Origin of the sequence: Hyphomonas sp. L-53-1-40 (genome assembly GCF_000682775.1) — a bacterium.
In the GTDB taxonomy this organism is placed as follows: domain Bacteria; phylum Pseudomonadota; class Alphaproteobacteria; order Caulobacterales; family Hyphomonadaceae; genus Hyphomonas.
The window spans coordinates 241,938-254,782 of the sequence record NZ_AWFI01000015.1 but is presented as its reverse complement, the minus strand read 5'-3'; the positions used below and the strand labels follow the sequence as shown (position 1 = coordinate 254,782).

Annotated in this window: 14 protein-coding genes; 5 read left to right on the top strand and 9 right to left on the bottom strand. The window is 58.3% G+C overall.

From position 1 onward, the window contains the following. Positions 1 to 75 precede the first annotated feature (75 nt). The 8 genes from L53_RS10430 to ykgO all read right to left on the bottom strand — a co-directional run bounded on the left by L53_RS10430 (position 76) and on the right by ykgO (position 5,107). Positions 76 to 948, bottom strand: coding sequence for an SDR family NAD(P)-dependent oxidoreductase (locus L53_RS10430; protein WP_034814892.1), 873 nt, complete (start codon positions 946 to 948; stop codon positions 76 to 78). A 78-nt stretch (positions 949 to 1,026) separates the two neighbouring features. Continuing rightward, positions 1,027 to 1,887, bottom strand: a complete 861-nt coding sequence (locus tag L53_RS10425; protein WP_034814891.1) for an SDR family oxidoreductase — start codon at positions 1,885 to 1,887, stop codon at positions 1,027 to 1,029. Positions 1,888 to 1,948: 61 nt separating this feature from the next. Then, the gene (locus L53_RS17145) at positions 1,949 to 2,467 is read right to left on the bottom strand and encodes a hypothetical protein (protein ID WP_034814890.1); all 519 of its coding nucleotides are present in this window, start codon (positions 2,465 to 2,467) and stop codon (positions 1,949 to 1,951) included. Positions 2,468 to 2,509: 42 nt separating this feature from the next. After that, complete coding sequence (locus L53_RS10415) at positions 2,510 to 2,773, bottom strand: DUF2312 domain-containing protein (RefSeq protein WP_034814889.1); 264 nt, start codon at positions 2,771 to 2,773, stop codon at positions 2,510 to 2,512. Positions 2,774 to 2,827: 54 nt separating this feature from the next. Next, a complete protein-coding gene (locus tag L53_RS10410) occupies positions 2,828 to 3,757 on the bottom strand; it encodes an alpha/beta fold hydrolase (protein WP_084333324.1) in 930 nt (309 codons plus the stop codon). 5 nt (positions 3,758 to 3,762) lie between these two features. Further along, positions 3,763 to 4,293, bottom strand: a complete 531-nt coding sequence (locus L53_RS10405) for a tetratricopeptide repeat protein (protein ID WP_034815243.1) — start codon at positions 4,291 to 4,293, stop codon at positions 3,763 to 3,765. 48 nt (positions 4,294 to 4,341) lie between these two features. Further along, the gene (locus L53_RS10400) at positions 4,342 to 4,950 is read right to left on the bottom strand and encodes an HAD family phosphatase (RefSeq protein WP_034814887.1); all 609 of its coding nucleotides are present in this window, start codon (positions 4,948 to 4,950) and stop codon (positions 4,342 to 4,344) included. A 31-nt stretch (positions 4,951 to 4,981) separates the two neighbouring features. Beyond that, positions 4,982 to 5,107 (bottom strand): type B 50S ribosomal protein L36, encoded by a 126-nt coding sequence (gene ykgO / locus L53_RS10395; RefSeq protein WP_011648318.1) that lies wholly within the window; start codon positions 5,105 to 5,107, stop codon positions 4,982 to 4,984. Between the two features lie 111 nt (positions 5,108 to 5,218). Here ykgO and L53_RS10390 point away from each other — a divergent pair, with 111 nt between their 5' ends. Beyond that, positions 5,219 to 6,568: a lytic murein transglycosylase gene (locus L53_RS10390; RefSeq protein WP_233347743.1), complete on the top strand. Its 1,350-nt coding sequence runs from the start codon at positions 5,219 to 5,221 to the stop codon at positions 6,566 to 6,568. On the opposite strand, the gene L53_RS10385 is transcribed toward L53_RS10390, so the two are convergent. Further along, entirely contained in the window at positions 6,569 to 7,849 is a 1,281-nt protein-coding gene (locus tag L53_RS10385) for an MFS transporter (protein ID WP_034814886.1), read from the bottom strand. Between the two features lie 204 nt (positions 7,850 to 8,053). On the opposite strand from L53_RS10385, the gene L53_RS16420 reads away from it, so the two are divergent. From L53_RS16420 to L53_RS16415, 4 genes are read left to right on the top strand one after another with little or no spacing between them, the layout of a single operon-like run. After that, a complete protein-coding gene (locus L53_RS16420) occupies positions 8,054 to 10,348 on the top strand; it encodes a S8 family peptidase (RefSeq protein ID WP_051607816.1) in 2,295 nt (764 codons plus the stop codon). Next, positions 10,348 to 10,914 (top strand): hypothetical protein, encoded by a 567-nt coding sequence (locus L53_RS10375; RefSeq protein WP_034814885.1) that lies wholly within the window; start codon positions 10,348 to 10,350, stop codon positions 10,912 to 10,914. The genes L53_RS16420 and L53_RS10375 overlap by 1 nt, the downstream gene beginning before the upstream one ends. Continuing rightward, positions 10,911 to 11,555, top strand: coding sequence for a hypothetical protein (locus tag L53_RS10370; RefSeq protein ID WP_051607814.1), 645 nt, complete (start codon positions 10,911 to 10,913; stop codon positions 11,553 to 11,555). The genes L53_RS10375 and L53_RS10370 overlap by 4 nt, the downstream gene beginning before the upstream one ends. After that, entirely contained in the window at positions 11,555 to 12,838 is a 1,284-nt protein-coding gene (locus L53_RS16415) for a M23 family metallopeptidase (RefSeq protein WP_051607810.1), read from the top strand. The genes L53_RS10370 and L53_RS16415 overlap by 1 nt, the downstream gene beginning before the upstream one ends. The last annotated feature ends 7 nt before the right edge of the window (positions 12,839 to 12,845 follow it).

The following is a 12,845-nucleotide window of genomic DNA, read 5'->3' as shown; positions in this document are numbered from 1 at the left end:
GCCCTACTGAGAAAAGTGGAGCTGATTCCAGGCCTTGAGGCGCTGACGGAAGACCCGTAGCGCCTCACCAACGACCTAGCTGTTCATCTGTTCCCGCATCTGTTCGGCTTGTTCCGGCGTGATGCCAAGCGCATCCAGGAGTGGACCGCCGGCGGCCTCGTCCCAAGAATGACGTGGACCGACCGTCATGCCGCCATCCACGAGGAATTCGCCGCCCGTAATGAAGCTCGCTGCGTCGGAGGCGAGGAAGGCTGCCATTTCGGCAATGTCTTCACCTTTGCCAACCCGGCCAGCTGGCTGCATGCTGCCACCTGCTTCGACCAGCATGGCCGCCATCTGGTCTGCCTGCTCGCGCGGCAAGCCGAGCGACGCGCCGAAGATCGAGGTCGCGATAAAGCCCGGCAGGACCGCATTCACGCGAATGCCATACTTGGAGAGCTCTGCAGCCGCCAATTTGGAGAAATGTGCCACCCCCTTCTTGGCAACAGAGTAGGTGATTGGCGCATATCCGGCGCATACGGCGCTGATTGAAGACGTGTTGATAATAGCGCCGCCATTTTCCTTCATGTGTGGAACAGCAAACTTGGTTCCGGCAAAGACCTGTTTCAGAAGGAGAGACATGGTTTGGTCATAGGCATCAAGATCCAGTTCCTCCACCGAATCCGGCGTGCCACCATGCCCCGCATTATTCCAGAGAATGTCCAACCGTCCGAAATGGTCGACGGCCTTGCCCATGATACCTTCCAGTTCGGCCATGTCCGTCACGTCGCAATGGACAAACAGGACCTTGTCGTCGCCAAAGCGCGTCTGAAGCGCCATGCCCTTTTCGTCCTGAATGTCTCCAGCAACAACTTTCGCGCCAGCCGCAACAAACGTCTCGACTCCCGCAAGACCGATGCCGCTCGCCCCTCCCGTGATGATGGCGACTTTGCCGTCAAGATTGGCCATGTGCGTATTCCTCCCGTTTTCGTTTTTCAGGAGAATGCGCGCCCCTTCCCCGCGGTTCGTCAATGCCCGCAGGAAAATTTACTTGCCGGGCTTCGTCATGCCGAATCGCTTGCGGAAGACCCCATCCAGAACACGCTTGGGCAGCAGCGTCGGAATGTACCAATTCATCAGCTTGTTCGGCACAGGGGAATAGCGCGCCCTGGGAGTGGCGTCCTCCAACGCAATTTCGATGACTTTCGCAATTTGTTCAGGCGGCAAGCCGTCGCGCCCCCCCTTCAGCATCACCTGCTCAAATTGCTTCAACGCGTCCGACCAAGCACTTCCAGAATAGGGGCCATCTGAATTGGCTTCCTCTGCCTTATCCCATATCGGCGTTTTCACTGATCCCGGCCCCACGGCAATGGCATCAATGCCAAAGATCACCAGTTCCCGGCGCAACGTGTCTGTCATCGCTTCAACGGCATGCTTAGTGGCCGTGTAGGCCCCAAGGAAGGGTGCCGAAATGCGACCACCCACGCTGGTAATGTTGACAATCCGACCGGGAGCACCGGTGCGAGTCTTGTCCATCCCAAGCAGTGGCGCGAAGGCTTGAGACGCGCGCAACAGGCCGAAAACATTGACCTCGAAATGGGCCTTGAAATCATCAAGCGGTTGAATCGCGAGCGGCCCCATATTTGCGATACCCGCATTGTTGACCAAACCCGTGAGCGTCTCGCCCTTCAGGGTTTCGGACACAGTCCGCACAGCGGTCTCCAAATGCTCCTGCCTCGTCACATCCAGAATAAGCGGGCGAATATCCCCTTCGGAGCTCGCGGATAGCGCATCGGCATCGGACTGCTTTCTGACCCCGGCATAGACGCGCCACCCATGCTTTGCGAGGTAGAGCGCGGTCGCTTCGCCAATACCGGTCGATGCACCTGTGATTACAACGGTCTTCATGCGGGTCGTCCTTCCAATTCGGGGAATATGGAAACTATACGCATCAAACTCGTGTTCGGGTTTACTCGGTCTGCTTTCCACCTTCAATGACCCGGAAGGCGGGACGTTTCTTCGGCGGTTCATCTTCGGGAGATCCAGGGACAGGAGAGGTGGGCTCCACAGGCGTCAACTCCGACGCACGGACCAATTTTGGCAAGCTCCGGGTGGGCGGCTCAGAATGTCGAGGGGCCGGGTCTTCCGTCAGATCATCATCCAGCTGGCGCACTCGCGGCGTCGGCCGCTTGTTGAAGCCACCGGGCTTCTTCTTTGCGCCGAAGCCAGTCTTGGCCTTTCCACGAGCTTTCTTGTCAATTTCCTTCAGCTTCATCTGCTGCAGGCTGGAAAGGGCTTCGCCGTCGCTCCCTTTCAAAGGATCTGCAAATGCAGACCCATAGGTCTCGATGCGCTCCTCGACCTCTTCAAGGAATTGTTTTTCCCAGTCAGACAAGGGCGGACCAAGCCCCTGCTCAGCCAATGCCGCCGCCTTCCGTAGTTTACGGAGCGCTGCGCGTTTCTTGCGTTCGTCGACATCTCGGCCCATTGGCAAAGAATATGGTGATTATTGTGCCGGAGGCAAACCGGGTCAGGCTTCGCCGAGTGCGAGCAGGTAAGTGTCGAGCACCATTTCCTGTTCTTCACGCTCGGCCCGGTCGACCTTGCGCAGCTTGATCACCTGACGCAGCGCCTTGGTGTCAAAACCGAAGGCCTTGGCCTCGGCGTAGATTTCCTTGATCTGCTCGGCAACTTCTTTCTTCTCCTCTTCCAGACGCTCGATCTTGGCGACGGTCTGACGGAGTTTCTCGCGGGTCGCTTCAGTAAGGTGGGTGATCGAGGCTTCGTCGTCCATGAGAGGCTCCTTGGGATTCGGGATCGGAAAAGAACGCGCGTCTTAGCGGGAGTTTCACTCGCTGGCCAGACGGCGAATGGCGTCAGCAACAGCTGCGCCCTCACCATGGTGTGGCATGTGTCCTTCATGCGGCAGGATCACGAGATCCACTGATACCTGTTTCTTCAGTTCGCCCACATGAAGTTTCGGGGAAATCACAGTGTCACCACTGCCTGAGAAGACGGTGATTGGCACCTCCAGTTCACCATATCGTCCAGACTGCGCGGCCAGCTGATCTTCCAGAGCCTTCACATCACGCGCATTGGCCCGGAAGTTTGGCGGACGGAACAGAAGTCCGATGGCGGAATTTTCAGAGTAATTGTCCGGCACAGGTGCCGGCTCGAAGACCCCGTCAATCCCTTTGCCAAGTTGGCCAGGGCCAACCAATGGCAGGAGCTGGCTGAACACAGGTCCAACGACAGGCGGAGCAGCGAACGAATTGTACCATGCCTGACCGCCTCCGCCCCAATCATGGGTCACCGGCGCGAGCAGGACGAGCCCTTTTACAAGATCAGGCCGGTCGAGCGCCACGCGCAGCGCCACGGCTCCACCAAAGGAGTGGCCAACCAAAACGGCTTTTTCGTCCGGCGCGAGTTGATCCAAAACGCCCGCCATTTGCATCGCCTGAACGCCAAGATCGTGCGCGCCCTCCGGGCGACTGGAATAGCCGTGCCCTGGCCGATCGGCCATCAGAACACGGTAGGCACCTTCCAGCCTGGGCGCGAGCGTCCATGTGAACTCACGAGCATTGGCACTGGCGCCATGAATCATCAGGACCGGAGGACCCGCCTCTCCACGCTGAATGACATGTACGGTTTCGGTTCCCACCGAAACGGATCGACCAATTGGTGGGTGGGCGGCTTCAACCTTGTTCTTGTAGGTTGCACTGGTTACGCAAGCCCCAGTACCGAGAACGCATAAGCCGAGGGCTGTTGCCGTAAGCACGCCCCTCAAAGGCCCTGGCCTTCGGCAAACTTGGACAATCGCTTTTCTGCGGCCAATGCCTGCTGCATGCGCGGATAGATTTCGATGGCCTCGCGATAGGCTTCCAGCGCGTGCTTGGGAGATCCCATGCTTTCGAACATCATGCCCAACCCGGACCATGCGCCAAAATGACGAGGCTCCAACCTCAGCGTCTCATTCAGGTCTCGCAGCGCTTCGGGGTAATTCTCGTCCATCAGGAAGATGGAGGCCCGGCGGTTCCATGCCTCGGCATAATCTGGCTGGATCAGGATAGCGCGGTCATAGAACGCCCGCGCCGTCTCATAGTCGCCAGCCGTCTGGGCATCGACACCACGTTCCATGATAACGTCAATCGTCGGTGAGCCGGACTCCATCCAGGATGCCCAGATATCCATGGCGACGTCATTCGCTTCACTATCGCTGGGCGCATTGCGCAGTTTTTCGAACATTTCGTCCGTCGGTTCGGCATGCGCCGCACCTGCAAGAAACAAGATTGCCAGAAGGAACGCGCGTATCATCACGTTGATATTATGCCGTGTGCCGGACGGGGCAACCACTACTTGCTGTCAGAGCAGACCTTCATGACGAAGTGCTTGTTCCAGGCCTTCTGCATGCTTGAAGTGATGCGTCCGAAAACCAAGCGCATCGGCCGTTTTGACGTTCGGCAGGCTATTGTCGATGAACAGTACGGTTTCGGGCGCCGGGTGGTCCATTCGCTCAAGCGCGACATGATAAATTTCGGCACCAGGCTTTATCAGCCCGACCTGACCTGACACGATCACATCCCGGAATTTGCGCAAGGTCTCGAAAGTCTCGAGCATTTTTTCCCATGGCTCAGCAGGCATATTGGTGAGCGCATAGAGCGGCACCCGGCGCGCTTCCAGCCGCTCTATCAGGTCGGCCGTTCCGTCCATATAGCCGTCGAACATTTCCATCCATCGCCGACCCCAGGCGAGGATTTCAGTTTCGTATTGAGGATATTGCCGGATCAGATCAACGGCATTCTCGGCAAAGCTTGCACCAGCATCATGCCGTGTATGCCACGCCATGTTACAGATATCCGTCAGGAACATTTGACGTTCCTGCGGCGTATCGATGATCTTCGCGTAAAGTCGTGCAGGATCCCAGTCGAGGACCACATGCCCAAGGTCGAACAGGGCAATTTCAGCAGCCATAGTGCCGCCTTATTGCCTGTTCATGTTCACGTCAGCCCTGCTTTGCTTTGAAGCGGGGGTCAGTTTTATTGATGACGTAAACGCGGCCCTTGCGGCGCACGATCTTACAGTCGCGGTGGCGCGACTTGAGCGATTTGAGAGACGAGCGGACTTTCATGGGCCTAGCCTGTGGATCATAAGGAATTGGAAAGCGGAGCGGGTAATGAATCCGGTAAGAAGAGTCAAGGTTGCACGCTGTCATGAACGTGCGGTTTCAGGAGTTGGAAGAATGGCACAGATTGCGCTGCGGCGCTCACATATCATTGCTGCTGCGGCGATGACCGCGTTGGTTGCCTCCTGTGCCCATAGTCCGGGCCAGGCCTCGCCGCCACCGATCGCCGCGCCAGTACCCGCTCCCGAGACAGGCGCGATCACCTACGCCTCCTCCGGCCATGCGGAAATGGACATTTGGCGCGCAGCGTTCTCAGAAAAAGCGCTCGCAGCTGGCCATGATCGCGACGTCGTCAAATCCGTTCTCACCGGCATATCTCCGCTTGAGCTCTGGCTTGGATCGTCTTTCCAACCCGCTCAGACCGGGATCGCAGATCAAGCCGAGTTCGCCAAGCCGATCTGGGACTATCTGCGAGTGCCGATGAGCAATAGCCGCATAAGCACAGGTGCGTCGCGCCTTGCTGAAAACCCGGCACTTTTCGACTCTCTTGAAGCCGCTTACGGCGTCGACCGCGAAGCCATTGTCGCGATCTGGGGCATGGAGACGAGCTTTGGCGCAGTTAAGGGAAATTTCGACGCGCCAAATGTGCTGTCCAATATGGCTGTTGAAGGCCGGCGCAAAAGCCTCGCCGAACGCGAATTGTTGTCCCTGATCAAGATTCTCGAACAAGGTGATGCAGAGCGCGACGACCTGATCGCCGGGTGGGCTGGCGCAATGGGCCATACCCAATTCATGCCATCGACCTTCATCGCCTATGCCGAAGATTTTGACGGCGACGGCAAGAAGGATGTCTGGGAGAGTGAGGCCGATGCCCTCGCCTCAACAGCCAATTATCTCGCAAATTCCGGTTACACACTGAACCAGCCCTGGGGCATTGAAGTGCTTGCCCGCACCGGGTTCGATTTCGGATTGGCAGATGGCAACGAACGCCGGATCGAAACATGGGCAACTGAAGGCCTAGTACCTGCACGCGGCGGCACCTTCGAAACAGGCGGGGCCAATTATGCCGAACTCTGGCTGCCAGCCGGTGCGGAAGGACCGAAATACTTGCTGTTCAACAATTTCAAGGCGTTCAAGACCTACAACAATGCCGACTCCTACGCGTTCGCCGTGGGTCTGTCCGGTGATGCGATGGGAGGCCAGAGTGGGCCCATCGCATCTTGGCCAACACATCTGACACCTCTCACCGTTAGCGAGATCAAGATCCTTCAGGCCGCCCTCAACGCCCAAGGCTTTGATGCAGGCGGCGTTGACGGCATTCCCGGTCGCAAGACCAAGGGTGCGTTGCAAGGATTCCAAAAATCCAAGGGCCTCGTGGCGGATGGCTATCCGACAAAGCAGGCCCTGACATTGGTCACTGGCGAATCGAATGTTGGTGTCGCATCCAGTCCGTCCGGCACCAATTGATCAAACTGCGTCGGCTTCCTCATCCGGTTCGCCGACGCCATCCTTCAACCCGAACCGGGCATACAGGATCATGAAACTCAGCAGGCCCGCGCAGAAAATGAACGGAAGATGCGGGTTCACATACTCATAGACGAACAATCCGAAGAATGGCGTGATGATGAAACCCATTCCGTTTGCCGAGATTACGAGACCTGCGACATTGCCTTGAAGCTGAGGTGAGACGGCCAGCGATGCGCCGCTCGAAAATCCTGGCCGCGCGAGCCCCTGCCCGAGGCCAATGCAGAACTGGGCCAGGATTAGATTTGCATAGTCATTCGCGAAGACCATCAGCAGCGCCCCAGCCAGCAAAGGCAGGCAGCCACCCCACATGAGCGTCTTGTTCTTGAGCTTGAGGCGAGGGATCAACACCAGCTGGGCCAGCAGCACGGCAAGTGCGCCAACGGTAAAGGCCGGCCCGGTAAATTGCGCCGCTTCCTTCCCGGAAACACCCAGCTTATCCATCACTGAAAAGACAAAAACCTGGGTCAAAACACCGGTTGTCAGCGAGAGGCACACCGCAAACACAAGGAAAGGCAATACCGGCCCGGATCGCCAAAGACCCCGCGCACCGGGAATTTCTTCAAACTGGGTCGCATCCGTTACCGGCTCGCGCTCTTCCGGGAGGCGGAACCAGATCAAGGCCGACATGGTAAAGGCAATAACCGCCGTCAGTAGCAAGGGGCTCAGCAGGCCAAGCGTTGCCACCAGCGCCGCGGCAAAAGCGGGGCCAATCACCGTGCCAACGCTGAAACCCGATGTGATGAACGCGATTTCGGACTGCCGCTCGGCCTGACTCGTGCGGTCGGCAACATAGGCTTGCGCAGCCGGGTTTGTGCCAGAGCCCAGTAGCCCAAAAATCGAACGCGACATGGCAAGGCAGGCAAACATCATGAACGTGCCGGTCAGTACGCCAGTCATGGTAAGCCAGCCGGTCAGGAACAGCAGGAGCATGGAGATGCCATATCCTGCCAGTCCCAAGGCGGCGACAGGCCGCCTTCCCCAGCGGTTGGACCGCCCCCCCCAAAACGGCGACATCAACGACCAGCACAGCGCCGACAATCCAAAGATAGCCCCGGCCATCCAGTCCGGAAGACCAATCTCTCGCGTCAGGGGCGGCAATACGGCGGCAATCAGCATCGTATTGCCAGCCCCGATCGCCATCAATGAGAAGAACAACAGGAAGAAAGCGTTGCGCCGGTCCGGTCTGGACACGTCTGGTGGAATCGTCTGTCCCTCGCTCATTCTCATGTCATCGGCCGGTCTTCTGGAAATGTCCAGCAACAAGAAAATGGTGCCGTAAGGGCAGCCGGGCTTCCGATTTCACGTCAACAAGTGTCAGGTTGAAAAGCGTTTGCATTGGACAATGCCCCACCCTCGTCATAATCTTGCTAAAGGGTTAATCTAAGGAGCTGGGAGTATCTTGGGAAACACACGGGGATATCTCACATGCTGCGGAAACTGATATCGACGCCGGGCCGCCTCGCGCTCGGAACTGCTTTGGCCAGCCTGCTCGTGCTGTCCTCATGCGACCAGCAAGACACAAGGCTCGAACACGCTCGTGATCTCGCCGAGGCGACTATGGACCAACTGAGCGGTCGGACCATTGTTGAACCGAACGCTCCGAAACCGCTGGAAGCAGCTGACGTCATGGACCGAGCGATTGCCGGTACGCTGCGCAATGACATGAATTTCGAAACGGCAAGCGCGAGCCCGATGTTTGCGGTCGGATCGATCATTGCCAAACCACGGGACATCCCGCCTGCTGAAGCCATGGCGGTCGTCGAAGACGATGAAGTCTTCCTGGAAAACCCGGAAGCATTTGACGAATTTTCCGACGATCCGGTCGAGGCTGAAAGTGCCCCTGCTGCAGAGTCCGATGCCCCTGCACCGATTACCTCTGCGCCTGCCCCGTCACGCAGCCTGTCGGTTCAGCCCGCGCGCGTCATGCCCAAGGTGAAGCTCGATCCAAAAGCACGTGAAAAAACTCTGCAGGAAATTGACAAGGCATCCAGGCAACTGGAGCAGACCGCCGCGAAAGAGCCTTCGCCAACGGCGCGCACCCGGTCCCTAAATCCCCGTTCTTTGGAATCTGCACCGGTTCAGGAAAAAGCCGCAGCGCGCAAGCTTGCGCGTCGCTCTGTTATCAGCCGTGACGCCATTACAGCGCAACGCGATGCCAATTCCGTAATGCTGGACACATTGTCGAAGTATGGAATGGGCGGCGAAGTGGCCCTGTCTCGCGAGGGGCAGATGGTCATACAAATCGGCGAGGATGGTGGCAGCCCCACTCGGTTCACGCCAGCCGGATCCCCTCGCAACACGATGCAGAATTTCCTCGCCGTCGATGCGAAACTCGAATGCCCAGACAATCCTGATATGGTCACCGTTCAGTCGAGCCCGGTGCTCGCGACAGAATGTATCGTGAAAGACCTGAAAGCGTCTGGTCAGTTCGAGTATGTCGAGAAAGACTATATTTTCGAAAACCAGTTCGCTCGTAAACCACGCCCCGACACACCGGCCACCGGAACCGATGTGACCCCGGACGTCATCACCGACACAACCATCACCCCGAATGACCCGCTTTGGGAACTTCAATGGCATTTCCAGAACAATGGTACAGGCGAAGGCGAGTCCGTAGGGGGCTCAAGCTTCCAGGAATTCTGGACCCGTCAGGGCACAGAAGGATCAGCAGATGTTGTCGTGGCTGTTGTAGACACCGGCCTGCAACTGGAACACCCCGACATCAAGGATTCCCCCAACATCGCACCGGGTTGGGACATGGTCTCCGATCCGCGCATGGGAAATGATGGCGACGGCCGCGACGGCGACCCGAACGATCCGGGTGATCTCTGCGATCCTTCGGTCCCATTTGCAGAAGACACATTCCACGGCACACATGTGGCGGGAACGATTGGCGCAGCCGCGACCAACAATGCCTCAGGTGTCGCGGGCGGCGCGTGGAATGTCAAAATTGTTCCTGTACGAGCGCTCGGCAAATGTGGCGGGCGTCTCTCCGACATCAATGATGCCATCCGCTGGGCAGGTGGCCTGATCCCGGCCGAGGATGCGGAAGGCAACGAGATCTGGAACGACAATCCGGCTGACGTAATCAACCTCTCCATCGGGCTGTTCGAATACTGTCCTGCATCGCTGCAGGATGCGATCGATTCCGTCACCGAGCGTGGTGTGCTGGTCGTCTCGGCAGCTGGCAATGCCCGCGTTGCGACGCAGTATTATGCGCCGGGTGGCTGCGCGAATGTGATCACGGTCGCCGCCGGCGATGCCCGGGGACATATAGCCCCCTATTCCAATTTCGGACCGGAAGTGGACCTCCTCGCCCCTGGCGGAGACCTGACACGGGACGACAATGGAGACGGTCGTCCAGATGGGGTCCTGTCCACCAAAGCCGCGACGAATTGCTATGACCCGGTCACGGGTGAAGCCGTCGAAGACTGCTTCTACGCTTTCGAACAGGGCACATCGATGGCAGCGCCGCACGTCTCAGCAGCACTTGCCCTCCTCAAGGCACGCGATCCTGACGCCACGCCGGAAGAGCTGAAAGCCACCCTGCTCGCTGCATCCAGCCCGCGATCTGCGATGCAATGCTCTGGCTCATGTGCACTCTACCCGGGTACCACACCCATTGAGGGCAGCCCCGACATGTGCACACGTCCATGCGGTCAAGGCTTACTCGACCTCGCCATGGTGCCGGAACGGCCGACCGGCGGCGGCGGAGACTGATGCCAAAACGGCGCCCTTCCCCCGTCCATCTCGGCGGGCCCCTTGGCCTTGCAGGGGTCACCCTGCTGGCCAGCGCGGTGGGGTTGGTTATCGTGGGGAGTGATGACCGCAATAGCTCCCACTCACGCCCTGAACAGGACAGCCCCGCGACACAAGCGGCGACCGACCCACGTCCGCCAATCGGCACCGTGGGTGTAGAACAGGTCAAGCCCGCTGCCGTCAGCGAAGGCAGCTCGACCAGTTCGAGCGGTGCGGAAGTCACCTTTATCGTCCGCCTCAAGGGGCGGTCTGAAGTTGATACGATTGCGCGTAATTTCAAACGCAATCGCGAGACTGCCGATGCGGCATATGCCGATCTCGTCGACGACATCCCCATCCTGAAAGATTTCCGTCTCGTGGGCGCCAGCTATTCCGGCGAAATCAATCTGGTGTACCAACTACCTGCTGGTGTTGAGGCGACACGCGGGCGAATTGAAGAAATCCGCCAACAGATATTGTCAATTGATGGCGTCGCTTATGCAGACCCTGACTTCGTAGCTCATCCCGGAGAGGACAAACGCAAATGACATCTATCCGTACCATCCTGATTGTCGGTGGGTGCGCGCTCTCGCTTACCGCATGCGACTTCCTGATTGCGAGAGACCGCGACGAACCAGCACCGGTTGAAACCCAAGAGCCGGAAATTGCTCCTGCAGAAGAAGCTACGCTCGTTCCAGATCAACCTGACGGTCCGGTGATGGTCGCCAGCACTGCAACAATCGACTGGGACGCTGCACGAGCAGATCTTGCTGCCACACCCAGCGAGCAGCGCGAGACGAGTTTCCAGGTGGAATCCGGCGGCACCGCGCCGCCCGTACCGGTCTTGCTTCCGACGGGTATCGTCGTGCCACAGGGCGCGGAGAGTGGCATCCGCTTTCAACCCATGTCGGACGGCTATTTCGCTGCCTATCCCGGCATAGACTATGACATTGTCGTCAATGGCACGAATGAAGTCATTGGAGTTGATACCACCAATGCCCAAGACGATACGCCCGTCCTGACCTACACGCCAACGATGAGTGGAGCACAAGTCTCGTTCTCTCGTTATGGCGCAGACTACCTCGTGGAATTTGAATGCAAATCCATTAAGGGAGGTGAAGCCGACTGCATCACGGAGCAAGAAGCTCTCGATGTGACCAACAAGCTAGTAATTGCGGGGACGCGTTGATGAAACCAACACGATTGCTGCTGCTGGCGAGCGCAGCCCTGATGCTGTCCGCCTGCGACTTTGTCAGATTTCCGGGAGACGGTGGTCCAAGTCCGACAACGCCGGATGCAGGACCTGCTGTGCCGCCCGGCGCACCCGGTCCTCCGCCGCCATCTGCGCCGGTCGACAACCCCTATGGGGCAGACGGTGAGGACACACCAGCCACCCCCGTGGATGATGCGGAAGACTCGGTTGATTTTCCTGGCACGGATGATGTTGAGGACGGACGTGATCCGATAGATGCGGATACCCCCGCCACCGATCCGACTGACGTTGATACCCCCACCGACGAAGTTCCCGACGCCGATACACCAGAGACCGATCCCGTTACACCTCCAGAGGATGATAACGCTCCGGACCAGGATACCGATCCTGAAACGGATGCTGACACCAATATGGACACGGATACCGAAACACCTGGCGACACGCTTGATGACACGGACATTCCGGTTGAAGATGTCAGTGATGATGGTGACGGCGCTGACAGCCTGCCCGACCCGGTTGCGCCGGTCGAACCGACCTTCAGCTATTTTGAAGCGGGAGCGCTTCTGCCTGGCTCAGGCCAAGGTGCACCGGAGCAGATTGCATACGCACCTGACCTTGTATTTCCTATCGCGGATGCACCAACCTATCTGCAGTCTCAAGTGTTCAGCTTTGGCGGTGGTGTAGCGGGGGGCGACCAGTGCGATTCCCGTAACTACGCCTATCCATGGCGGGACAATTTTTGCGAAGTACGCAGCGCCAATCGGACCTCTCCCTACTGCCCCCAACCCAAGGTCCACCAAGGCCAGGATATTCGGGTCGGCACGCCCCAAGAATGCAACACGCTGCGCAGAACTGCTGCCACTGATCGCACCCTCCACAAGGTTGTCGCGGTATCTGATGGTGTCATCTCGCACGTTGGCACCTACAGCGTGAACCTGCGCGCAGGCGGACGTATCTTCAAATACATGCACATGAACATGGACAAGCTGCAGGTGAAGGCGGGTGACCCAGTCGAGGCCGGACAGCATATCGGGTATGTCTCGAATGATTTCGGCGGCACGCCCACAACGTTCCACCTTCATTTCGAGATCACGCAAAATGATGGTGGTGCAGGCTGGGTTCACGTCCCGCCATATCTCTCGCTGGCTCAGGCTTATGAGCGCCGGGAAGGTGGCCCCGGTGAGGTAGTTGAAGCCGGAAATGTCGGCGTCGCCACCACGCCATTCGTTATCCCCGAAGGCATGGAAATCATCGAGTGATCCGCGA